Below are 23,343 nucleotides of genomic sequence, written 5' to 3'. Positions count from 1 at the left end.
GCCTCTCTTTGGCCAGGTAGCTCAGTTGGTAGAGCAGCGGATTGAAAATCCGCGTGTCGACGGTTCGATTCCGCCCCTGGCCACCAAAGATTCAAAAGCACTTGGCCCGCGAAATGCGGGCCAAGTGCTTTTTGTTTTGTGCTGTAGGTGCTGCGGTCGGAAGCGCGCGCTTGCACTCATGCAAATCAATTTTTCATTGAGTTGTTTAGGGCGGGAGTGCGGCATGGAGGCAGTGCTATGCTTCGGCCATCAGAAGAGCGCCCGACGACTGGCGTGGCGCGGTTTCTTCGACCCGACATCAGCCCATCCCATTGTTGAACCCGCAGGAATAGCCCGTTGATGCTGACCGTGCTGCGCAATGCCTGTAGTGACATTCGTGAGGGGCTGCGCCTACGACATCTCTGGCTGGAGCTGGCCAAGGAAGACATTGGCGACCAGCATCGACGTACCACGCTTGGCCCCCTGTGGTTGCTCATCAACTATCTGGCGTTTGCGGGCACCTTCATTTTTCTGTTTCATCGCGGAGAGGGCATTCCGCATTATTCCGCCTATGTCGCAACCGGGCTGCTGGTGTGGTTCTACCTCATGGAAACCACGTCGCACGGCGTCACCTTGTTCGTTCGCGAAGAGGCTCTGATCAAGGGCACGCCGCTTCCGCTCTCCGTTTATGTGATGCGCTTGCTTATGCAGTCCCTGATCCGTTCGGCCTACGCCGTGCTGGGCTGCTGCGCGATCCTGCTGGCCAGCGACGTCGCCTTCTCGGCCGGTACGCTATGGGCCTTGCCCGGCTTGCTGCTGGTCGTTCTGAGCACACCTGCGGCAATCATTGTTTTTGCCTTTCTTGGTGCGTATGTCCCGGACAGCCAGTTCATCGTTTCCAACTTCATGCGGCTGGGCATGTTCCTGACCCCGATTTTCTGGACCTACGGCGGTGAGGGCGGCCTGCGGGCGTCCTTCTATCACCTGAATCCATTCACCTATCTGATTGAAGTGGTGCGCACACCGGTGGTCAGTGGCGTGCCAGCGTTTCAGGCCATGCTGCTGGTGCTGCTCATGGTCTTGGGCCTCTGGGTACTGGCGTTGGTCCTGCTCGGGCTGTTCCGAAAGAAAGTGGCGTTCATCCTGTAATGGTCTCCATTCGCGCTGAGAACCTCACGCTTGCCTACCCCGTCCCGCGCAAACTTTCGCTGCAGGCGCCGGATCGGCGTACCGCCACGGGCGGCACGATCGCCATGCGCAACGGTGCGCAGTGCGTGGTCGCGCTCGACGGGGTCAGCTTTGAGCTGGCCGCTGGCGACCGCCTTGGCTTGATCGGCTCAAACGGTGCCGGCAAGACCACCCTGCTGAAGACTCTCTATGGCATCCACGAGCCGACAGACGGCCGGCTGGCCGTTCATGGTCGCGTCGACGCGCTGTTCAACATCAATCTGGGCTTTCGCAAGGAGGCCACCGGGCGTCGCAACATCGTGCTGCGGGGCTTGATCAACGGGTGGACGCCGGCTTGGATCGAAGAGCGCATGGAGAACATCATTGCTTTCAGCGAGCTTGGCGACTTCATCGACCTGCCATTGAAGACCTACAGTCAGGGCATGGCCGCACGTCTGGCATTTTCGATTGCCACCGAAATGGAACCCGAGATCCTGCTGATGGACGAGTGGATCGGTGCGGGGGATCCGGCGTTCCAGGAAAAGGCCAAAGTCCGTATGGCCGGGTTTGCCGAAAAGGCCGGCATCGTCGTACTGGCCAGTCACAAGCATGACTTATTGCGCAGCTTCTGCAACAAGCTCATGGAGCTTGAGCACGGGCGTATAAAGTCCTTTCAGCAATTGAAATGAGGGGGGGCGCTGTCACGCCGCTCTCTCCACCCCCTGAAGCTGGCCGGGAGAGTGATTGTGAGCAAGAAGATCAGCGTTCTTTCCGTCTTCGACGTGGTACGCGGTGATTTGCAGTTCGACGCAACCATCGAACACTATTTCAAACAGACCGCTGATCCGGACGAGTTTGAGCTGTTCCTGCTATCTACAGCGCGGGATTGCCATGATCGCCTGTGCGGGGCGCTTGAGCGTCTCGCCCCCCGCAAGCCCGCCGGGCTGGCCGTGCAGGCTGTGTTCTGCGGCGAATCCGGCAGTCGCGCAAAGGCCGTCAACGCCGGCCTGAAGCTGTGCCAGACAGACCTTATCTACGTGGTTGCGGATGACTTTCTGCTGCGAAACGATGCAATCAGCGCCACCCTGAACTTCCATCGAGCGCATCCCGATGAGCGAATGGTCGGTGTCGGTGGGGCCATCGTGCCGCCGGATCTGCGTTCCGATTTCGTCGATTGGCTCGAGTGCAGCGGTGCGCTGTTCGGTGTGCCATTTCATCCGGACATGACGGCCGTTCCGGACGATTTCTTTTATCTTGGCAACGTGTCTTTCAAGAAGTCCCTGCTCGACAAGGCCGGGCCGTTCAACGAGTCCTTCCCGTACCATGCCTGGGACGATTGGGAGATGGGCTTGAGGCTGGTGAAGCTCGGAATGAAATCCACGCTATTGCCGGAGACGGTTGCGGAGCATCGGCATCGACTGACTGTGCGGGATCGTTGCCAGACCATGCGTATCGCCGGGTTGTCTGCCCGCATTTTCGAGAATGAAAACCCGGCCTTCGACGGGCCGTGGCGTTCATGTTCGCGGCGGTCAATGCTTGCCGAAGGGGTTCGGGTCTTCGGCTATGGGGCTTTGTGCCGACTCCTTCCGAGCCGAGAGCGGCAGGTCGCGTATTTCCGGTCGATCACCCATTTCGCATTTCTGCGCGGCTATCTTGGCGGGCGTGGGCGGTGATGGAGTCGGGAGGATGAGTAAGCGAAAACGCATCATTTTTCACATCGGTGCGCCCAAGACGGGCACGACCTACCTCCAGACGCTGTTCAGCCGGCATCGCGACGATCTGCATGCGGTGGGCGTGGATTACCCCTATGCAGAAGATCCCGTCGTGATCGACAGTGGCGGCTGTGTCGGAAATATCGTGAAGATGATGTTTGTCGAGGGGCTGGTTACACGGCAGTCCCAGCAAGCTGGCTTCCCGGTCATGTCGAGAATGTGGACCACGCGGGCCGTCGATTTGATTGGTGAGGCTGTGGACAAGTCCGACTTCGACTGTGTCCTGTTCTCTTGCGAGGCAATGTCCAATCTAGACGACGATGTATTGCAGTACATCAAGTCACGGCTGGTAAGGCGATACGAATGCGATTTCGTGCTCTTCGTGCGAGATCATTACGACCATTTCGCCTCCGCCTGGAATCAGCTTTTGAAGAGCCGGTTCCTCCGGTCAGGTTTTGAAGACTACGTTACCGACGTTATTGAAGGGAGGGTCCGGAGCCGGGGAATTTTTGCGCCGCTCATCCGATATTCGAAGGCCGAAATACCGCTGAAGGTGGTCAACTACGACACATTCAAAGGTTGTCTGGCGTCCGAGTTCATGCGCGTGACTGACATTCCGTTGGGCGAGGGCGTGTGTTTCAAAGGTGAAGCGCAAGACGTCTTCAATCGATCGCTGTCTCCGTCCGAGGCACGCATACAGTTGATCGTCAATCAGCGTTTCGACGGCACGCACTTCCCCGCTTTCGTCTGCGCGCGCCTGCTTTCTCGGGAGCCGTCTTCAAGTACTTTCGCGAAAAGCTACGACCCGCATATAGACGCACTACTGATTGATCGATTCGGGGAGTGGATCGCGAAAGCCAACGAAAACATCCACGGTCAAGTGCTCCGAACTTCTGTCCGCGATGAAGTGGAGAGCGCCGCGCCGGCCTGTATTGATGTGGCTGATCTGGAGTGTTTCATGGATGCGCTCAGTTTTGCGAAGGAACGGCGTTTCCGCAGGCGCTCATTTTTGGGCGGTCTGATGCATCGATGGAAGTGCTTCAAACATGCAAACGTACCGTACGACTTTGACCCGGAAGCTTATGTCGAGCTGAATAAGGATATTGCGCTAGCAAGCGTGAATCCCTATTTGCACTACTCCCGGAATGGTCATCTCGAAGGCCGTCACTACAGGTATTTTTGAAAATCATGAGAATATTCTGCGCTGCCCTGTTTGAGCTCTGGGACATTGTCCGTGGGGAACTGTTCAGACTGTTCGGGCGGGATGCAATCAAATCTGTCCGGGAGCTCAGGAGCAGTGACCGGCGCAGGCTCGTGATTTTCTGTTTGTTTGATTCCAAGCCAAGGCCTGATTTGCAGGCGCTGTTCAGCCGTCTTTCCGAGGCGGGCTTCCGTGTCATCGGCGTGGCTTCGAACGGGGCGTGCAATCAGTACGAGGGGCAGCTTGATGTCATGGTCAGCGTGCCATCGGCTGGGCGCGATTTCTTCGCCTACCAGCAAGGTTGGCGTGCGCTGGATACATTGGGCCTCAAGAATGGCGCTGAGTCGGTGTGCTTCTTCAACGACTCGGTGTGGTACTTCACTCCGCATCAACAAACCATGATCGCCGACTTGCAGGCAAATCTCGCGGAAGGGCGTCTCGTTGCCGGCACCATGATCTTTGATGAAGTACCGCATTGTTCGGGCTGGTTGTTCGGTGCGGCCTGTACTGACGCATCCATTGCCGAGTTTGACCAATTGTTCGCGCGGAATTTCGCGCGCAAGTCCCGCGCTTACAACATTCGCAAGGGCGAGCATCAGGTGCTCACGATGCTGCGGTCGGTGGGCGGATTTCACAGCCTTGATCGTGCGGATGTTGCGCTGCCCTATGCTTATTGCTATCAGGCGTTGAACAAGGGCGAGAAGTGCTTTTACATGAAGGCAGATTCGACCATTCGAACGAGGCCTTCGTCCGCGAAGATGCTTGAGTTCCTGAAGACCAACTGCGCAGACCAAGAGGTATTGCCTGCGTTGCGTTGGGTTTCAATGACTGCAGACGGAATTTACCGGAACCGTCTTCGCGTAGCGGAGCTGCAGCGTTATCGCGATCACTACTTCAAGAGCTGATGGCCAGGTCGTTTTCAATTGTGGGTGTAGTGATATACGGTTGAGAGGCGGCCCATTCAGATACCCCTGTCGATGGGGGTGTGTCGATCAGGTTCAGCTTGTTTTCGCTCGCTCAAGTCCTACTGGTCAATGCGGTTTGAGCTCAAGGGCACAGTTGCAAACTAGCTGTTCCGCGGGGGAGCAAGGCATGCCAGGGCGGGGGCGGGAGCTGCGACGTTTGTCTCTCGGAGAGCGCAGCCCCTTGATGAGTTGCGGCATAGGGCCATTGGTAAGCATACCCATCTGCTTATGATCCCCGCCTGCTTGGCTACTGTCAGTGCTCGTTCGGGGGTGACGTTACCGGCATGTTGCAATCGGTTACAGTTGCTCTATGCGATCTGCGTTTAATCGACATTTCATATGCGAGTTTTCTGCGTGCGTGAAGTACCATCCAGCCCGCCAACAAACGAAAAGATGCCCGTAATAGTCGGTCCCCGACATGCGTGCATTTCCGGATTCCGTGTCTCCCAGCCCTGCTACCGTTGCTCCGTCTCGAGTTTCATCTCCGCCCGCACCCTCCGTTCAGGAGGCGCCGCGCATGGCCTGCGATGATTCGGCTGTTCTGGCGGCTTCGCCCAAAGTCGCCATCCTGCTGTGTACATACAACGGCGAGGAGTTCCTCAAGGAGCAGATTGATTCCATTGAGGCGCAGACGCATGCCCACTGGGAAGTCTGGGCGTCCGACGACGGTTCGACGGACGCTTCCATCGAGTTGTTGGCAGGCCGTCAGGCAGCGTGGCCGGCTGGACGAATGCAAATCGTGTCCGGCCCGCAACGTGGATTTGCCGCAAACTTCCTGTCGCTGGCCTGCCACCCCGAGATCGAAGCCGATTACTTCGCCTTCTGCGACCAAGACGACATCTGGGAGGCCGACAAGCTGCAGCGCGCCCTCGATTGGATCGCCACCATTCCGCAAGACATACCCGCCCTGTACTGCGCCCGCACTCGCCTGATCGACGCCGAAGGGCGCGAGATCGGCCTGTCACCCCTGTTCGTTCGCGAGCCCGCCTTCGGCAACGCGCTGGTGCAGAACATCGGCGGCGGCAACACCATGATGTTCAACAACGCAGCACGTAAGCTGCTGTGCATGGCGAGCCCCGAGGTACAGGCCGTTGCGCATGACTGGTGGGCTTATATCCTGGTCAGTGGTTGCGGCGGCAGCGTCCACTACGACCCCTATCCTGCCATCCGCTATCGCCAGCACGGCGGTAACCTCATCGGTCGAAATTCTGGGTGGCGTGCTCGCCTTGCGCGGGTGTTGATGCTGTTCAAGGGGCGCTTCCGTGGTTGGAATGAGCGCAATCTCGATGCGCTGCGGTCGGTTGATTGCCCCCTCACACCGGAGAGCCGCGCGCTGCTTGAGCGCTTTGCCGCGTTGCGCAGTCAGTCTCCGCTGTCTGCGCTAATCGGACTGCAGCGGTGCGGTGTCTATCGTCAGACACTTCTCGGCAACCTCGGCCTTGTGGCGGCCGCGGCGATGCGCAAGCTCTGATCCAATGAAGAGTCACCCGATCCATCCGCTGGAAATGTTTCGCAGCCAGTGGCGCAACCGCGAACTGATCGTGGCTTCGGTCAAGCGGGAAGTGTTGGGGCGTTATCGCGGCTCGTTCATGGGCTTGCTGTGGTCCTTCTTTACGCCGGTATTCATGCTGGCCGTCTTCACGTTTGTGTTCAGCGAGGTCTTCAAGGCGCGCTGGGATACGGCAAGCAGTTCCAAAGTCGAGTTCGCCCTGGTGCTGTTCGCCGGGCTTATCGTCTTCAACCTGTTTTCGGAGTGCATCAATCGCGCGCCGAGCCTGATCATTTCCAACACCAATTACGTCAAGAAGGTCGTTTTCCCGCTCGAAATACTGCCCTTCGTTGCAATGCTGTCGGCGCTCTTTCACGGTGCGGTGAGCCTGGCAGTGTGGCTGCTTGCCTATGTCGTGCTGTTCGGGCTGCCGCACCCTACAGTGCTGTATCTCCCTCTCGTTCTGCTGCCCTTTCTACTGTTGGTAATGGGCCTGTCCTGGGCGCTGGCATCGTTGGGCGTCTACTTGCGTGACGTGTCTCAGCTCACTGGCATCATCACCACTGCCATGCTGTTTCTCAGCCCGATTTTCTACCCGGCCAGTGCCTTGCCTGAGGCCTATCGGAACCTCATCTACCTCAATCCGCTAACGCCGGTCATCGAGCAGGCCAGAGCCGTGCTGTATTTCGGCGTCCATCCTGACTTCGGTATGCTCGCGCTGTATGCACTGGTCTCCTGCGCGTTCGCGTGGCTGGGCTTCGCGTGGTTCCAGAAAACCCGCAAGGGGTTTGCCGATGTCCTCTGAAATAGCCATCAAGGTCGAAGGGCTGAGCAAGTGCTACCAGATCTACGATCATCCGCGGGACAGGCTGAAGCAGTTCATTCTCCCGCGCCTGCGCAACATGGTCGGCCTGCCGCAGAAGCAGTATTTCCGCGAGTTCTGGGCGCTGAAGGATGTTTCCTTCGAGATTAGTAAGGGAGAGAGCGTCGGTATCATTGGTCGCAATGGCAGCGGCAAATCGACTTTGCTGCAAATGATTTGCGGCACGCTCAATCCATCCGCTGGTTCGATTCGGGCGGACGGAAGAATCGCTGCGCTGCTGGAGCTTGGATCGGGTTTCAATCCGGACTTCTCCGGGCGAGAGAACGTCTTCATGAACGCCGCCGTTCTTGGTCTTGCGCGCGACGAAGTGATTGCGCGCTTTGACGAAATTGCTGCATTCGCCGACATCGGTGATTTCATCGAACAACCGGTCAAGACCTACTCCAGCGGAATGGTTGTGCGTCTTGCATTCGCCATCTCGGCATGCGTTGAGCCGGATATTTTGGTAGTTGATGAAGCCCTGGCGGTCGGAGATGCAGCGTTCCAGCATAAATGTCTCCAGAGAATGGAGCAGCTCACCAGTTCCGGGACCACGCTGATACTTGTGTCTCACGATATGGGAATGCTTCAGTCGTTCTGCGAGCGGTCCATCTATCTGCAAAGCGGGGATGTCAAAGCCCAAGGCCGCACTGCGGAGCTTGCAGAGCTTTACTTCCGGGATATCCGCGACGAGCAGCGTCGGGCGCTCCATGGAACTCCAATGCTGACCAAGCCCTCCGTTACGGGTAGTGAATTGCCTGCGTTCGGGACGGAGCAGGGAGCGATTACTAGCGTCGGGTTTGCGCCGGGAGGGGGTAGTCAGACATGCATTGCGTCAGGTGAGACCTTGGTTCTGCAGGTGGGCTACGAGTATCAGAGCTCGCTTTCCTCAGTGTCGGTAAGCATGTTTCTTCATGATCAGAGAATGCTCGACGTTTCCGGGCGTTATTTTTTTGCCCGCCCGAGTTATGAGAAAGGCGATCGCCTTGGTGGAGAGCTGGAGATTGAGTTTGAAGCCAAGCTCAGGCCCGGTCGTTACTTCATAACGGTTCGGCTGGAAAGTGACAGGGTCGGAGAGTCCTGCTTCCCCGTGGACAAACAGCCGGCAGCGCTTTCTTTCGAGGTGGTACGTTCACAAGTGGATTTCCTCGGTACCGTGGACATGAACATCAGGGCGTTGTGATCGGACAGCATGATTTCTTCAAGATATAAATTCATCTACATACATATCCCCAAGACCGGCGGAAATTCGATTCAAGCAGCCCTTGAGTCCTATGCAGATGACCGCCTCGTATTTCGACCCAGTGTCGGCAGCGTAGTGGCTGAGGATGGCGAGCAAGGTCTGGATGTCTTCAATGACACGCTAGGTTTTGACGACCCAAAGCACAAGCACGCTTCGCTCCAGGACTATTTTGAAGCTCTGGGAGATGAAATCCGCTCTTACTTCATATTCACTTCGATTAGAAATCCATGGGATCGTGTGATCTCACAAACAGCATTTCTTACGCCTGAGGGCGTTTCGCCGCGCATTCTGCGTGTCGATGAGTTGATCCTTCCGTTGCCCATGCGCGATTACATCTGGCTTGACGACAAGCCTGGGTTTGACGACGTCATCAGGTTTGAGTCCCTGCAGGCAGACTTTGATCGAGTTTGCCGTCGCATCGGAATTTCCTGCCCTCCTTTGCCGCACAAGAACAGATCCCGCCGCGACGGGTACAAGAGCTACTACGACGACGCCTCCAAGGCTTATGTCGGGGAGCGGTTCAAGCAAGACATAGAGCTTTTCGAATATGGCTACTAGCAGAACCCTCGGTAGGCAGAGCGAAACTTTGTCGCGTACTGTCTTCGTGCACTCGCTGTTTCGCTCGGGAAGTACCTATTTCTTCAACGCATTGAAGCGCAGCGGGACTTGTCACGCCTACCACGAGGTGATGCACGACGTGCTTGCTTCGCTGCCCGAGCGAGCGAGCGAGCTGGCTGCCCGCGAGGGTGACGTGAAGAAACTGCTGAGGCACAGTTTTCTGAAGAGCGGCTATTTCGATGAATACCTCCCTCTGCTGCCCGCTATCGGAGAGCGGTTCCAGGTGCAGTTCGCGTTCGATCTTTTCTTTATGGCGGCAGACGAAGCCAGTCCTGAGCTTGAGTCTTATCTCGATATGTTGATCGAGAATGCGCAGCGCCTGCCTGTGCTTCAGTGCACTCGCACGATAGGCCGCATCGATTGGTTCAAGGCGCACTACCCGTCCAGCCACGTAGTGTTGATCCGCAATCCTTGGGATCAGTGGTATTCCTACATGGTGGATGCCTACATCGCATCCACGCCGCGTTTGATCTTTGCTCTGCAGAATTTGCCACCTGAGTTGAGTGGCGTGGCTGCTGGCAGTGGTGTCGAACCCCTTCAGGGCGATGATTTGCCGGCCCGGCTCGCATGGGCGCAGGAACATCCGCTGACGCCCCGCCAGGATTACTTCCTGTTCTTCGGCTTGTGGATATATGCCTATCTGGCCGGCGTGGAACGTAGTGATTTGTTTGTTGACATGGATGCGCTTGATGCGGAACCAGAGTATCGGACTGAGGTGATCGAAAGGCTCAACGAAGCGGGCCTCCCGAATGTCGACTTCTCGGACGTTGATCTGCACAGGGCGCAGTTCCTGGATGAAGAGCAGGGCTTCTTCGCGGAAGTCGAGGCGCAGGTGTTGGATGTCTTTGAGCGCAATGGGGTGGACGACGTTCGGCTGGCACCAGTGCGACAGTACTTGGATAAGGAACGGGCGCGTTCTTTCGTGGCGAGTACTTCCCTTGATGCTGATGTTGCAGGTGCAGTTGAGGATGCCTCACGGATGAGGAGTGTGTCGCGTGAACAGGGCGAGTGCAGCGTGATGGTGATTTCCCGCCTCCGCGACGAATATGTGCTGGTGGAGGCTGAGGTGGAGAATATTGTCCGGGAGCGTGATGAGGTCGTCCGTGAGCGCGATGAAGTGATTCATCAACTCGACGAACAGGGCCGCCAGTTGGTTGCGTGTGAAGGACGGTTGGCCCAGTACGAAGGCGACTTGCGGCGATGTATTGATGATTTGGCGGAGAGCAGAGCCAAGCTTGCTGCGGGAGACGAGGCGCTGCTCAGAATTCAAATGAGCACGTCGTGGAGAGTGACCTCGCCCTTTAGGGCGGTACGGCGATTGTTTCGCGGGAAAGTGAGCAAATGAGTTTGAAAACTGAGCGGGCTGCCGTTGCGGAGCCCGGTCCTGATGTCTTCTTCACGATATGCGCGAAGAACTTTCTCGCCCACGCGCGAGCCTTGTACTACTCGATCCGGCCGCATTATCCGGACGCCCGCTTTGTTGTTGCCTTGTGCGACAGGGTTGATGGACAGTTTGTACCGGGGGACGAGCCTTTCGAGTTCGTCTATTTGGATGATCTCGAACTCCCCGATTTGGAGGGGATGGCGTCGCGCTACAACATCACCGAGTTCAATACGGCCATCAAGCCTTTTGTTTTCGAGCGATTGATGCGTGACGGCGGGTGCTCTTCGGTCGTTTATCTGGATCCTGATCTATTTTTCGTTGATCGGATGACCGAGCTTGACGCCCTGCTGAATGAGGGGGCGGAGGCCGTGATGACTCCTCATCTCTTGCAGCCCGCAGAGCATGATCAGATCAGCGATCAAGATATGTTGAAGTTCGGGATCTACAACCTTGGGTTTCTTGCGTTGCGCAACACCCCGGCTGTGCGGAGTTTTCTCGCATGGTGGGGGCGACGCCTCGAGCATGAGTGCGTTATCCGCATTGAAGACGGCTTGTTCGTGGATCAGAAGTGGGCTGATTTGCTGCCCGCGTTTGTGCCTGGTTGCCGCGTTTTGCATCATCCCGGCTACAACGTGGCGTACTGGAATCTGCCGCAACGCAAAGTTGTCAAAACGGACGCCGGCTGGACTGTTAATGGCGCCCCGCTGCGCTTTGTGCATTTTAGCGGCAGCAAGCTGAATGATCCGGAAGTGTTTTCGCGGCATAGCCAGCAGGTTACGGTCGACAACATTGGTGATTTGCGCGAGCTCTTGGAGGCTTATCGAGCTGAGGTGTTCCAACAGGGGGATGCCTTCTATCGTGCTCTTCCGTATGCGTTCAGCTGGAACGGGGCCGCGGGCGTTAACCTGCATACGCCAGCTGAGCTTGATAGAGCTAATAGGAAGGCTGAGCCCTCCAGCCTGGAGCCCGGCGTGTCGGGAGGCGCAGGCTTGGTGACTGATTCTCGTCTCCTTCGCAGGGTTCAATTGATCAAAAGAGCCTTGCCGGTGGCCCGAACCCTGGCGGGGGGGTGGAAGTCGCTAGGGCGTCGAGCTTGGCGCGCCTACCGGCAACATGGTTGGCGTTACGTAAAGCAGAAAGTTGTAGAGCTCAGCCGCTATGCTGCACCGCCAGCTTCTATGGCGGCGATTCAAGTGAGGCAGTCAGGCGGCGGGCAGCGCCGCCTGCTTTACCTCGATTGGGAGATTCCCAAGCAAGACCGGGATGCTGCATCGGTGACGGCCTTCAACCTTCTAGAGATGCTGTCTTCGCTGGGCTATCAGGTGACCTTCCTTCCATGCAGCCTCAAGTACGAAGCCGGCTATTACGAAGCATTGGTTCAATGTGGCGTGCAAGTGCTGACTTATCCGCAAATTGAATCGGTTGAATCATGGCTGATGGATCACGCTGCAGACTTTGATGTGTGCGTGCTCTCCCGGGGGCCCGTGGTATGGCCGTACCTGAGATCGATTAAGTCGAGCGCGCCGGAGCTCAAGTTGATCTTCAATACGGTGGATGTCCATCACCTGCGTGAAATGCGTCAGGCGGAGCTTTCGGAGGACGCGTCTGCTATGAAAGCGGCACTAGTGACGCGGGATCAGGAGTTCGAGCTGATCGAGAAATGCGACCTAACGATCGTATTGAGCAGTGAAGAGCAGTACCTATTGCGTGAGCAGCTTCCCGAAGCTCCTCTTGCGGTGCTGCCTGTCGTATTCAAGGACATTCCAGGTAGCGCTCGTCCGTACGCGGATAGACGGGACATACTCTTCATCGGAAGCTTCCCGCATCAGCCAAATATTGACGCCGTGGTCTACTTTGCGAAGGAAGTGTTTCCATTGGTTCGCGAGAGGATCCCTGATCTCAATTTCAAAGTAATCGGCTCTTCGCCGCCGGATGAGGTCACGCGCTTGGCAGAAATTCCAGGGGTCCAGATTCTCGGTTATGTAGAAGATATTGCGCCAGTGTTCCAATCCATTAGGCTTTCCATCGCACCCCTGCGCTATGGGGCAGGTATCAAGGGAAAGATCGGTACGAGTTGTTGCTACGGCGTGCCCTGCGTCGCTACCCCGATGGCTGTTGAGGGCATGAATATGTCGCCGGGGCAGAATGTTCTAGTTGGTGCAGACGCCGAAGGTTTAGCTGACCAGATATTTCGGGCTTACACCGATGCAACATTGTGGCAAGGATTGAGTGACGCCTGCCATCGGTTTGCGCTTGAAAACTATTCTTATGAGGTGATCCGCGAGAAACTTGGCCGCATGGTACGCAATGTCGAGAGTGGTTGGGCGACTCTGCACTCTGCCGTGGAACTGAGCGATTGGAGTGCCTACTGTGACCATGTTGCACGTGCTTCCGACGAGATTGAGGCGCGTGTTCAAAAGGAGCTTTCGCTTTTGCCTTCCGATGGTACGGAAACCTTTGAGACGAGCGGGTATTGCGAGGTATGCAAGCGGGATGCGCGTTTTACCACAAGTTTTATGTATGCCCCCCCACCTGGAGCTGACGGCAGAAGAATGCCTAACTGGCGGGAGCACATGCAGTGCGAGCACTGCGGATTGGTAAACCGCGTTCGCGCAACGTTGCAGCTCCTGCATACGGCGGGAGACCCGAAGCAGGGTAGCCGCATGTACATTACCGAGCGGCTAACTCGAACTTACCAGTGGCTTGCAGACCGCTATCCCGGGCTTGTAGGTAGCGAGTATTTTCAAGGGGTTGAGCCGGGGGCGCTAGTAAATGGAATTCGCAATGAAGATGTAATGCGGTTGAGTTTCGCGGACGCATCCTTCGACTATGTTCTGTCACTGGATGTGTTGGAGCATGTTCCGGATCCTGATCAGGCCTTCCGGGAGATCTGTCGCGTCCTTCAGCCTGGCGGGATGGTCATATTTTCGGTGCCGTTCGCGGCGGACCAAAGGGATGACGTCATTCGCGCAGTGCTTAGTGATGATGGCACGGTCGAGCACCTCATGGAGCCAGAGTTTCATGGCAACCCGGTTGATCCTGAAGGGGGGGCTCTGTGCTACAGGTACTTTGGTTGGAGCGTGCTTGACCGCCTTCGCAGTCTGGGCTTTGGTAAAGCGGTAGCTGTGGCGTATTGGTCTGAACGTCAGGGTTATCTGGGTAGGGAGCAGTTCTTGTTTTGTGCAGTAAAGGCCGGCTAAAAGATTTAGTGCTGTTTGAACAGGATCATCCTGAGACGAGTTTCTTGCATGCAGAGACGAAGGTGGAGTTTGCAATGAGCAGCAACTCACGACTGATCGTGGTGGGCGGTGGCGGGTATGTCGGTCGCGCCGTCGTTGCCGCCGCTGACCAACGTTTTGTAGTGATAGCTACCTCTTCGTCATCGCGCGACGGAATGCTGACACTGGCTCTGGAGCGGCCCGAGCTGTTTGACTATGCGGCAATTCAGGAGGGGGACGTCGTGCTGTTGACCGCCGCCATTTCGGCTCCGGATATCTGCGCTTCGCAACCTGACTATGCGAGGGCTGTAAATGTGCTCGGCACCTCGGCGTTTGCCGAGCGTGTGATCGAACGCGGTGCAAAAGTCATCTTTTTTTCGAGCGATGCAGTGTATGGCGAGCACGCGGCAGAATTCGATGAACGCCTGGAATGCTCTCCGGCGGGTGATTATGCCGAGATGAAGTATGAGGTCGAGCGGCGGTTTGCCGACAATGAGGCGTTCAAGAGCATTCGGCTCTCCTACGTATTTTCACGCGAAGACAAGTTCACGCGTTACCTGATTGGTTGCGCAGAGAAGGGCGTTGAGGCCGAGCTGTTTCATCCGTTCTGCCGCGCAATCGTGCATCGTCAGGATGTGGTCGAGGGGGCGCTTGCGCTGGCGGAAAGATGGGACGATTTCCCGCAACGGTGTATCAATTTCGGTGGGCCTGAGGTGCTGTCGCGGCTCGATTTTGCGGAAGCTCTGCGGCAGGTGGCTTTGCCGGCTTTGAAGTATCGGAAGGTGGAGCCCGACGCGCAGTTCTTTGTGAACCGGCCGAGAGTCATCAGCATGCGCTCGGATGTATTGCCCCAGTTGCTGGGCAGGGCCTCGCGAACGTTGCGTGAAGCCGCGGCAATTGAATTTGACCGTGGCCAGTGAGCGGCTCGTATTGATAAGGAGTGTTGATGCCCGCCAGGCGGGCATTGCGGATGCTGAATGAAGAAGACGGTACTGATTACGGGTGTTACGGGGCAGGTTGGGTCGCAGCTGGCCGACTACATTCTGGAGAAGACGGATCTGGATGTCGTCGGGATGATGCGTTGGCAGGAGCCGCTCGACAACCTGATGCATTTGACCGAGAGGATCAATCACAAGGATCGAATCTCGCTGTTCTACGCTGATCTCAATGATCAGGCTTCGCTGGCGCGGATGCTGCGTGAGGTCCGGCCGGCGTATATCTCGCATCTGGCGGCGCAGTCGTATCCAAAGACCTCGTTCGATGTTCCGCTCGAGACGCTGCAGACCAATATCATCGGCACGGCCAGTCTGCTGGAGTGCATACGCCAGATGCGCGACGCTGATGGCTACGATCCGGTGGTGCACGTTTGCTCGTCCAGTGAGGTGTATGGGCGGGCTCGTCCGGGCGTGCCGCTGAACGAGGACACAACTTTTCACGGTGCCAGCCCTTACAGCATCAGCAAGATCGGTACGGACTATCTCGGCCGCTTCTATGGCGAGGCCTACGGCATGCGTACCTTCGTGACGAGGATGGGGACGCATTCGGGGCCGCGGCGCAGCGATGTGTTTTTCGAGAGCACGGTTGCCAAGCAGATTGCGTTGATTGAGGCGGAGCGGCAGGACCCGGTTATTCGTGTGGGCAATCTGGCCAGCGTGCGGACTTTCCAGGATGCACGCGATGCGGTTCGTGCCTACTTCCTGTTGATGCAGGCGAGTGAGCAGGGGCGCATCCCGTGCGGAGACTGTTTCAACATCGCCGGAGAAGAGGCGTTCCAACTGCCGGAAGTGATCGACATCCTGCTTGGCATGAGCTGGCGCAAGGACATCACTGTGGCGACGGATCAATCGCGTCTGCGTCCGATCGACGCGGACTACCAGATGTTCGACAACACCAAGATTCGTGCGGCGATCAACTGGAAGCCCGAGATTCCGGCGCGGCAGATGTTTGCCGACCTGCTGGAGCACTGGCGCGAGGAAATCGCCAAGGGGCGGATTCCGTTGAACCGCTAAGGCTCGCGGAAGAGTTTCAGGAATGAGAGGGTTTTGACCAACATGGCTACCATCAGAGCGCGCGCGCCGCTTCGCCTGGGCCTTGCCGGCGGCGGTACCGACGTTTCCCCCTATTGCGACATTCATGGCGGCTATGTGCTGAATGCGGCGATCGACCGCTATGCCTACGCGGTGATCAAGACGCTGGATGTGCCGGAAGTGCGTTTTGTGGCGACCGATCGCGAGATCGAGAAGGTCAAGGCCATTGACGAGCCGCTGGAACTGAACGGGCGGCTGGATCTGCACAAGGCGGTTTACAACCACATGGTCCGCCACTTCAACGACGGCAAGCCGATTCCGTTGGAGTTGAGCACCTTTTGCGATGCGCCGGTGGGGTCAGGCCTGGGTTCTTCGTCGACGTTGGTGGTGGCGATGATCAAGGCCTTTGTCGAGTTGCTCAATCTGCCGCTGGACGACTATGCGATTGCGCAGCTTGCCTATCGCATCGAGCGGGTTGATTGCGGCCTGCAGGGCGGGCGGCAGGATCAATACTCGGCAACTTTTGGCGGCTTCAACTTCATGGAGTTCTACGCCGACGAGCGTTCGGTGGTGAATCCGCTGCGCATCAAGAACTGGATTCTCTGCGAGCTGGAAGCGTCCTTGGTGCTGTATTTCACCGGTGTGTCGCGTGAGTCGGCGCAGATCATTTCGGATCAGAGTCGCAACGTACACTCAGGTGACCAGATGGCGCTGGAGGCGATGCATGGCATCAAGCATGAGGCGCTGGTGATGAAGGAGGCGCTGCTGCGTGGGGACTTCGCGGCAATCGTGGATTCCATGCGGCAGGGCTGGGACAGCAAGAAGCGTTCGGCCAAGGCGGTGTCGAACGCATCCATCGACGAAACCTACGACGCGGCGTGTCGGGCCGGCGCGCTGGCCGGCAAGGTGTCTGGTGCGGGTGGCGGTGGCTTCATGTGGTTCTTCGTGCCGGCAGAAAAGCGCATGGACGTGGTGCGCGAACTCAACCGCTTCGGTGGTCAGGTCAGCAATTGCCACTTCACAAAACATGGCTCGCAGGCGTGGAGGATTGCGTGAGGTCGATTATTGCATCCCAGATTGAAGGTGCGCGGCAGGTGATGGCGTCCATGCTGGCCGACGAGGCGCTGTTGGCCCGTGTTGAGGCGGCGGCGCAGACCTGCATTGACTGCATGAAAGCGGGCAACAAGATCCTGCTGGCGGGCAATGGTGGCAGCGCGGCGGATGCGCAGCATATCGCTGCCGAATTCGTGAGCCGCTTTGCCTTTGATCGGCCTGGCCTGCCAGCGATCGCGCTGACCACCGATTCTTCGATCCTGACCGCAATCGGCAACGATTACGGTTACGAGCGGTTGTTCACACGCCAGGTCCAGGCGCATGGTCAGCCCGGCGATGTCTTCATTGCCTACTCCACCTCGGGCAAGTCGCCGAACGTACTCGCGGCCATGGCCGAAGCCAAGTCGATGGGGTTGGTGTGTATCGCGATGACGGGTAATCGCGGTGGGCCGATGCGCGATCTCGCCGATCATTACCTTGATGTGCCCAGCGCCGACACGCCGCGGATTCAGGAGGGGCATGCAGTGCTTGGCCATATCCTGTGCGGGCTGGTGGAGAGCACTTTGTTCGTGGCGCCGGCCTGATGGAGGCGATCGTTCTCGCGGGGGGCTTCGGTACGCGTCTGCGGGCAGTGGTTGCGGATGTGCCAAAGCCGATGGCGCCAGTGGCAGGGCGCCCGTTCCTTGAAATTCTGCTGGGCTCGCTGGCGGGCAAGGGGTTTTCGCGGGTTGTCCTGTCGCTGGGCCACATGGCGGAGAGTGTGACTTCGCACTTCGGAGAGCGCTTTGCCGGCATGGAGCTGGACTACGTAGTCGAGGACGTGCCTCTGGGCACCGGCGGCGGCGTTCGATTGGCCATGGAGCGGCTGCGTACGGACCACACCTTCGTGTTCAATGGCGACACATTTCTGGCCCTGGAGGCAGCTGCCGTGGAGTCCGTCTGGCAGCGCAGCAAGCGCCCCCTGATCGTGGGGTGCGAGGTGCCAGACGCTTCGCGTTACGGTCGTGTGCTGGTCGAGGGTGATCGTGCCGCTGGTTTCGCTGAAAAGGGCGTTGCCGGCCCGGCAGTGATCAACGCCGGGTGCTACGTACTGGCGCGCGGGCAACTCGACGCGTTCGCGCCCGGTCAGGCCTTTTCGCTCGAGCGCGACTACCTAGAGCCGGCAACGGCCGAAGGCAGGTTTGACGTATTTGTCAGCCGCGGGATGTTCATCGATATCGGCGTGCCGGAAGACTATCTGCGTGCTCAGACCTGTCTTGCCGGGTATGTGGCGTGATGCAGCCGGCCTTGTTTCTGGATCGCGATGGCGTGGTTAATGTGGACCACGCCTATGTTCATCGCGTGGATGATTTTGAATTCGTTCCGGGTATTTTCGAGCTGGTGAAAAGGGCCAACGAACTGGCCTACAAGGTCGTGATCGTCACCAATCAGGCCGGCATCGGACGGGGCTACTACTCCGAGCAAGACTTTCTCGCGCTGATGATGTGGGTCGGCCAGCAGTTTGCGGCGCACGGCGCCCACATCGACCGGGTGTACTTCTGCCCGTTTCACCCTGAACACGGAATCGGTGCCTACCGGCGTGAAAGCGCGCATCGCAAACCTGGCCCCGGCATGTTCCTCGATGCCGAGCGCGAGCTTGGGCTGGACCTGTCAGGTTCAATCATGTTGGGCGACAGCCTCACCGACATCGAGGCCGCTCAAAGTGCAGGCGTGGGCACGCGTTGGCTGCTGACCGACGGGGAGGCCCCCGCTGAATGCCGGCGGGTAGGGAGCCTGTTCGAGGCCGCGCTTGCACTCGAACTCCACGCATCGCGCAGATGAAGGGCGCTGTTGTGATGCGGGAGGTGGAGTAGTGACAAAGGTCGGCGTACTTGGCGCATCGAGTTTTGTCGGGCAGCGCGTGCTTGCGTGCTTGTCTGCCGACGGGGCTGCTTCGCTGGCATTTTCCCGAAGCCCCCCGAGCGCTGAAGACGGGCAGGTGTGGCGCAAATTGCCAACTGAGCCGGATGGCGAATTGCCTTGGTGGATTTGCGTTTCCCCGATCTGGACGGTTGCCGACCATTTGCCGCTGATGGCGGCCAGCGGTGCGCGCCGAGTCGTCGCGCTGTCTTCGACAAGCCGCTTCACCAAGGCCGCTTCGAGTGACAGCAAAGAGATGGCGGTGGCCGCCAGCCTCGCGAATGCCGAGGAGCGGGTGGCGAGCTGGCTTGCGGAGCGCAATATCGAATGCGTGATTCTGCGGCCGACCTTGATCTACGGCTTCGGTGCCGATCGCAATGTCGCGGATATCGCGCGCTTCATTCGCCGGTTCGGGGTCTTTCCGGTGTTGGGCGCGGCGGCCGGCTTGCGCCAGCCGGTTCACGCAGATGATGTCGCAGGAGCTTGCGTGGCTGCTTTGCGGGCCCCGACTGCGGGGCCCGCCTACAACCTGTCGGGTGGCGAGACCTTGAGTTACCGCGAGATGGTCGAGCGCGTGTTCGAGGCGCTGGGGCGCAGGCCGCGCGTTATCACGGTACCGGCCGGGCTCATGCGGGTCGCCGTGCCGCTGATGCGATCTCTGCCGCGCTACCGGCACCTCAGCATGGAAATGGCCCTGCGCATGAACCGCGATCTGGTCTTCGACCACGGTGATGCCGAGCGCGATCTGGGCTTCTCGCCGCGCCCTTTCAAACTCTCGGCGGACGATGTTTCGCCGCCCGTGTTGTAACAAGCCCTTTCACCCGTCTCGCCTTCGTACTACGATGCCACATGGCTGGGATCGGCCTGCAAGGCGCGCTTGACCTTGGTCTCCGGGCTCGGGCCGGTAAATTGTTGCTGAGCCTGTTTATGCCGGACACATTGCATTCGGCTGAATCGAGAAGTTTTTTTGAAAGGGGATTTGTCATGAAATTTGTGAGACTTGCACTGCCCGTGGTCGCCATCGTGTTTGCGGCTGGTTGCGCATCGACCCAGGACATGGAGCGCCTGCGCGCCGACGTCGAGGAGCTGAAGGCGGCGACGACGGCCAATGCTCAGGCTGCCAAGAGCGCAAGCGATGCGGCCGCCGTGGCCACCAAGCAGTCGCAGCAGGCCGCAGCAGTGGCGCTGAATGCCGATCAGGTGAGCCAGGCTTCGGCACAGGACGCGGCAGTTTCGCGCGCCATGAGCGAATCGGCCGCAGCGGATGCCAAGGCGTCGAGCGACGGCGCGCTGGCCGCGGCCAAAGAAGCCGAAACCATTGCCTACGACGCCAAGTCGGTGGCCTACAAGCTGCGTTCGGATCTGGTCAGCAAGGACGTGATCCCGAGCGAGACGTCCAAGGCAGCCGCCGGCACGAAGTAATCCGGCGCTGTTCTGAAGAAACCGCGGCATGGAGACATGCCGCGGTTTTTTTATGTCCGCGGATTTTCGATTTGCGGCTGGCGAGATCTATCGCCCTCGTGGCCGATAGTCTCGGCTCCGCAGGCAGCGAGCGTGTCCCTGAACGAGTCCCGCGCAAGCGGGCCGGAACCCTTGCGGCGCCCCCTTGAAGGGAGGGATGCCGGGAATTGCGGCGGGTGCGGGATGCGGGATGCGGGATGCGGGATGCGGGATGCGGGATGCGGGATGCGGGATGCGGGATGCGGGATGCGGGATGCGGGATGCGGGATGCGGGGTGCGGGGTGCGGGGTGCGGGATGCCCCAGGCGTCTGACGTCCCCGATGAATCGCTCCTCCCCCTTCAAGGGGGAGGCCGGGAGGGGGATGGGTTACACGTGAAGGCCCCCGGCCCCAGCGTCAGCATGTGCGGGCGATCTCCCGCCCTCCACAGGGGCGTGCAGCAAGTGTGCGCAGATGCCCGGAATGCCTGATTTCATGCGGCATTTGCGGGCATGGGGGGTGATATAATGCGCCGTCTCTCCGCCCCGTCTTCCGCATGCAACTCTATGCCCTCGGCCTGAATCACCTCACCGCGCCGCTCGCCATCCGCGAACGCGTGGCGTTTCGGCCTGACCTGCTGGGCGACGCGCTGCACGATCTGACGCACGCGGGGCCGGTGCGCGAAGCGGCGATCCTGTCGACCTGTAATCGCACCGAGCTGTATTTCGCGGCCGAGCAGCCGCAGGTGGCGGCTGACTGGCTGGCGGGTTTTCACCAGTTGCCGCTGGCTGAGGTGTCGCCTTACCTGTATGCCTACCCGCAGCGCGATGCGGTGCGCCACATGTTCCGTGTGGCCTCGGGGCTGGATTCGATGGTGCTGGGCGAGCCGCAGATTCTCGGTCAGGTGAAGGAGGCCGCGCGCTGTGCCGAAGAGGCCGGCACGCTTGGCACCTTGCTGCACAAGCTGTTCCAGAACACCTTCGCGGTCGCCAAGGAAGTGCGCTCGACCACGGCTATCGGTGCCAATGTGGTGTCGATGGCGGCGGCTTCGGTGCGGCTCTCCGAGCGTATTTTCGACACGCTGGCGCAGCAGCGCGTGCTGTTCATCGGCGCGGGCGAGATGGTGGAGTTGTGTGCGGCGCACTTTGCGGCGGCCAAGCCGGCGCAGATGGCCGTGGCCAACCGCACCGAGGCGCGCGCGCAGGTGCTGGCCGGGCGCTTTGGCGCAGAGGTGATGCGGCTCGACGCCATTGCCGATGCGCTGCCGCAGTTCGACATCGTGGTGTCCTGTACCGCCGCGCCCCTGCCCATCGTGGGCTTGGGCATGGTCGAGCGTGCAATCAAGGCGCGTCGCCACAAGCCGATGGTGATGGTGGATCTGGCCGTGCCGCGCGACATCGAACCGGAGATCGCCAAACTCGACGACGTGTTCCTGTACACCGTCGACGACCTCTCGCAGATCGTCCATGCGGGGCTGGAATCGCGTCAGCAGGCGGTGGTCGAGGCCGAAGGCATCATCGATCAGCGTGTGGATGGGTTCCTGCACTGGGTGCAGGGGCGCGAGGCAGTGCCGACCATCCGCGCGCTGCACGGCCACGCCGAGGCCCTGCGCGCAGCCGAACTCGAACGTGCCCGCCGTGCGCTGGCGCGTGGCGAAGACCCCGAGGCGGTGCTCGACATGCTCTCGCGCGGGCTCGCACGGAAGCTGCTGCACGCGCCGGTGCATTACATCAACCGCGCCGACGGTGAGCAGCAGGCCGACGCTAGCCGCGTCGTGCGCAGCATCTTCAATCTCGACAACCAGGACTGAGCGCAAACCCCAGCCCGATGAAGCAAAGCATCCGCGACAAACTCGAACACCTCGCCGCCCGGCTGGAAGAGCTCGACCGCGAGCTGTCTTCGGGCGACGTCGAATCCATCCGCGATCTGGGCCGCGAGCGCGCCGAGATCGAGCCAGTGGTGACGCTGTATCACGACTACGTGCAGACCGAACGCGAAACCGCCGGCGCCCGCGAGATGCTGGGCGACCCCGAAATGCGCGAACTGGCCGAGAGCGAGATCACGGCGGGTGAGGCGCGCATCGAGGCGCTGGAAGCCGATCTGCAGCACGCGCTGCTGCCGCGCGATCCGGACGATGGCCGCAACTTGTTTCTCGAAATCCGCGCGGGCACGGGTGGGGACGAGGCCGCGCTGTTCGCCGGCGACCTGCTGCGCATGTATTCGCGCTACGCCGAGCGCCTGCGCTGGAAGGTGGAGATCGTGTCGGCCAGCGAATCCGATCTGGGCGGCTACAAGGAAGTCATCGTGCGCGTGGTCGGGCAGGGCGCGTACGCCCGGCTCAAGTTCGAGTCCGGCGGCCACCGTGTGCAGCGTGTGCCGGCCACCGAAACGCAGGGCCGCATCCATACCTCGGCCTGCACCGTGGCAGTGATGCCCGAGGCCGATGAGCTGGCCGAAGTCGCCATCAACCCGGCCGATCTGCGCATCGACACCTATCGCGCCTCCGGTGCCGGCGGCCAGCACATCAACAAGACGGACTCGGCCGTGCGCATCACGCACATCCCGACCGGCATCGTCGTCGAATGCCAGGACGACCGCTCGCAGCACCGCAACAAGGCCCAAGCCATGAGCGTGCTGGCGGCGCGCATTCACGACCAGCAAGTGCGTGCGCGCCAGTCGGCCGAGGCCGCCACGCGTAAGAGCCTGGTGGGCAGCGGCGACCGCTCGGAGCGCATCCGCACCTATAATTTTCCGCAGGGCCGCGTAACCGACCACCGCATCAACCTCACGCTGTACCGCCTCGACGCGGTCATGGAGGGCGATTTGGACGAACTGGTCGACGCACTCACACTCGAATACCAGGCCGACCAACTGGCCGAACTGGCGGGGGAAACATGATCCTGGAAACCGCAGTTGATCGCTCGCATTTCCCCGGGAAGCTGCTGGGTGCTGAAGTGATTTTTTTTAAAGAAGCTCACCTGAGCGGTGGGTACGCTACACGTCCGATTGCACGTCTGGCGCGCCGCCTGGCTGCGTTGCTCCTCGTTGCAGGGAGTGACCATGCGGCCTCGTCGCGCCTTGCCAGAC

21 protein-coding genes and 1 tRNA gene are annotated in these 23,343 nt (G+C 59.5%); all 22 read left to right on the top strand.

Features of this window, described 5'->3' with window-relative positions; translation table 11 throughout:
* The first annotated feature begins 10 nt into the window (after positions 1 to 10).
* The 22 genes from AC6H0N_RS12805 to prfA all read left to right on the top strand — a co-directional run bounded on the left by AC6H0N_RS12805 (position 11) and on the right by prfA (position 23,154).
* Positions 11 to 86, top strand: a tRNA-Phe gene (locus AC6H0N_RS12805).
* A gap of 253 nt (positions 87 to 339) precedes the next feature.
* The gene (locus tag AC6H0N_RS12800; RefSeq protein WP_497574498.1) at positions 340 to 1,128 is read left to right on the top strand and encodes an ABC transporter permease; all 789 of its coding nucleotides are present in this window, start codon (positions 340 to 342) and stop codon (positions 1,126 to 1,128) included.
* Positions 1,128 to 1,835 (top strand): ABC transporter ATP-binding protein, encoded by a 708-nt coding sequence (locus AC6H0N_RS12795; RefSeq protein ID WP_497574497.1) that lies wholly within the window; start codon positions 1,128 to 1,130, stop codon positions 1,833 to 1,835. The genes AC6H0N_RS12800 and AC6H0N_RS12795 overlap by 1 nt, the downstream gene beginning before the upstream one ends.
* 57 nt (positions 1,836 to 1,892) lie before the next feature.
* Positions 1,893 to 2,819, top strand: coding sequence for a glycosyltransferase family protein (locus tag AC6H0N_RS12790; protein WP_497574496.1), 927 nt, complete (start codon positions 1,893 to 1,895; stop codon positions 2,817 to 2,819).
* Between the two features lie 13 nt (positions 2,820 to 2,832).
* Positions 2,833 to 4,041 (top strand): hypothetical protein, encoded by a 1,209-nt coding sequence (locus tag AC6H0N_RS12785; protein ID WP_497574495.1) that lies wholly within the window; start codon positions 2,833 to 2,835, stop codon positions 4,039 to 4,041.
* 5 nt (positions 4,042 to 4,046) lie between these two features.
* A complete protein-coding gene (locus AC6H0N_RS12780; RefSeq protein ID WP_497574494.1) occupies positions 4,047 to 4,964 on the top strand; it encodes a hypothetical protein in 918 nt (305 codons plus the stop codon).
* Between the two features lie 577 nt (positions 4,965 to 5,541).
* Positions 5,542 to 6,495 (top strand): glycosyltransferase family 2 protein, encoded by a 954-nt coding sequence (locus AC6H0N_RS12775; RefSeq protein ID WP_497574493.1) that lies wholly within the window; start codon positions 5,542 to 5,544, stop codon positions 6,493 to 6,495.
* A gap of 4 nt (positions 6,496 to 6,499) precedes the next feature.
* Entirely contained in the window at positions 6,500 to 7,318 is an 819-nt protein-coding gene (locus AC6H0N_RS12770; RefSeq protein ID WP_497574492.1) for an ABC transporter permease, read from the top strand.
* Positions 7,308 to 8,558 carry an ABC transporter ATP-binding protein gene (locus tag AC6H0N_RS12765; RefSeq protein ID WP_497574491.1) on the top strand — a complete coding sequence of 417 codons (1,251 nt, stop codon included), beginning with the start codon at positions 7,308 to 7,310 and terminating at the stop codon, positions 8,556 to 8,558. Before AC6H0N_RS12770 ends, AC6H0N_RS12765 begins: the two co-directional genes overlap by 11 nt.
* A 9-nt stretch (positions 8,559 to 8,567) precedes the next feature.
* Entirely contained in the window at positions 8,568 to 9,176 is a 609-nt protein-coding gene (locus tag AC6H0N_RS12760; RefSeq protein WP_497574490.1) for a sulfotransferase family 2 domain-containing protein, read from the top strand.
* 28 nt (positions 9,177 to 9,204) lie between these two features.
* Positions 9,205 to 10,581, top strand: coding sequence for a hypothetical protein (locus AC6H0N_RS12755; protein ID WP_497574489.1), 1,377 nt, complete (start codon positions 9,205 to 9,207; stop codon positions 10,579 to 10,581).
* A complete protein-coding gene (locus tag AC6H0N_RS12750) occupies positions 10,578 to 13,820 on the top strand; it encodes a glycosyltransferase (RefSeq protein WP_497574488.1) in 3,243 nt (1,080 codons plus the stop codon). The genes AC6H0N_RS12755 and AC6H0N_RS12750 overlap by 4 nt, the downstream gene beginning before the upstream one ends.
* A 74-nt stretch (positions 13,821 to 13,894) precedes the next feature.
* On the top strand, positions 13,895 to 14,758 hold the full coding sequence (locus AC6H0N_RS12745) for an NAD-dependent epimerase/dehydratase family protein (RefSeq protein WP_497574487.1): 864 nt from the start codon (positions 13,895 to 13,897) through the stop codon (positions 14,756 to 14,758).
* A gap of 57 nt (positions 14,759 to 14,815) precedes the next feature.
* Positions 14,816 to 15,847 carry a GDP-mannose 4,6-dehydratase gene (locus AC6H0N_RS12740; protein ID WP_497574486.1) on the top strand — a complete coding sequence of 344 codons (1,032 nt, stop codon included), beginning with the start codon at positions 14,816 to 14,818 and terminating at the stop codon, positions 15,845 to 15,847.
* Positions 15,848 to 15,889: 42 nt separating this feature from the next.
* Positions 15,890 to 16,921: a GHMP family kinase ATP-binding protein gene (locus AC6H0N_RS12735; RefSeq protein WP_497574485.1), complete on the top strand. Its 1,032-nt coding sequence runs from the start codon at positions 15,890 to 15,892 to the stop codon at positions 16,919 to 16,921.
* Positions 16,922 to 16,971: 50 nt separating this feature from the next.
* Positions 16,972 to 17,502, top strand: coding sequence for a D-sedoheptulose 7-phosphate isomerase (locus tag AC6H0N_RS12730; RefSeq protein WP_497574484.1), 531 nt, complete (start codon positions 16,972 to 16,974; stop codon positions 17,500 to 17,502).
* Entirely contained in the window at positions 17,502 to 18,194 is a 693-nt protein-coding gene (locus tag AC6H0N_RS12725) for a nucleotidyltransferase family protein (protein WP_497574483.1), read from the top strand. The genes AC6H0N_RS12730 and AC6H0N_RS12725 overlap by 1 nt, the downstream gene beginning before the upstream one ends.
* Entirely contained in the window at positions 18,194 to 18,739 is a 546-nt protein-coding gene (locus AC6H0N_RS12720) for a D-glycero-alpha-D-manno-heptose-1,7-bisphosphate 7-phosphatase (protein ID WP_497574602.1), read from the top strand. Before AC6H0N_RS12725 ends, AC6H0N_RS12720 begins: the two co-directional genes overlap by 1 nt.
* Positions 18,740 to 18,896: 157 nt before the next feature.
* On the top strand, positions 18,897 to 19,625 hold the full coding sequence (locus tag AC6H0N_RS12715) for an NAD-dependent epimerase/dehydratase family protein (RefSeq protein WP_497574482.1): 729 nt from the start codon (positions 18,897 to 18,899) through the stop codon (positions 19,623 to 19,625).
* Between the two features lie 41 nt (positions 19,626 to 19,666).
* Positions 19,667 to 20,239, top strand: coding sequence for a hypothetical protein (locus AC6H0N_RS12710; RefSeq protein ID WP_497574481.1), 573 nt, complete (start codon positions 19,667 to 19,669; stop codon positions 20,237 to 20,239).
* Positions 20,240 to 20,812: 573 nt separating this feature from the next.
* A complete protein-coding gene (gene hemA, locus AC6H0N_RS12705; protein WP_497574480.1) occupies positions 20,813 to 22,066 on the top strand; it encodes a glutamyl-tRNA reductase in 1,254 nt (417 codons plus the stop codon).
* 17 nt (positions 22,067 to 22,083) lie between these two features.
* On the top strand, positions 22,084 to 23,154 hold the full coding sequence (prfA, locus tag AC6H0N_RS12700; RefSeq protein WP_497574479.1) for a peptide chain release factor 1: 1,071 nt from the start codon (positions 22,084 to 22,086) through the stop codon (positions 23,152 to 23,154).
* Positions 23,155 to 23,343: the final 189 nt, after the last annotated feature.

This window comes from Pseudazoarcus sp. NS34, from assembly GCF_059703725.1.
The sequence above is the reverse complement of the archived record's forward strand: the minus strand, read 5'-3'. Positions and strand labels throughout refer to the sequence as shown.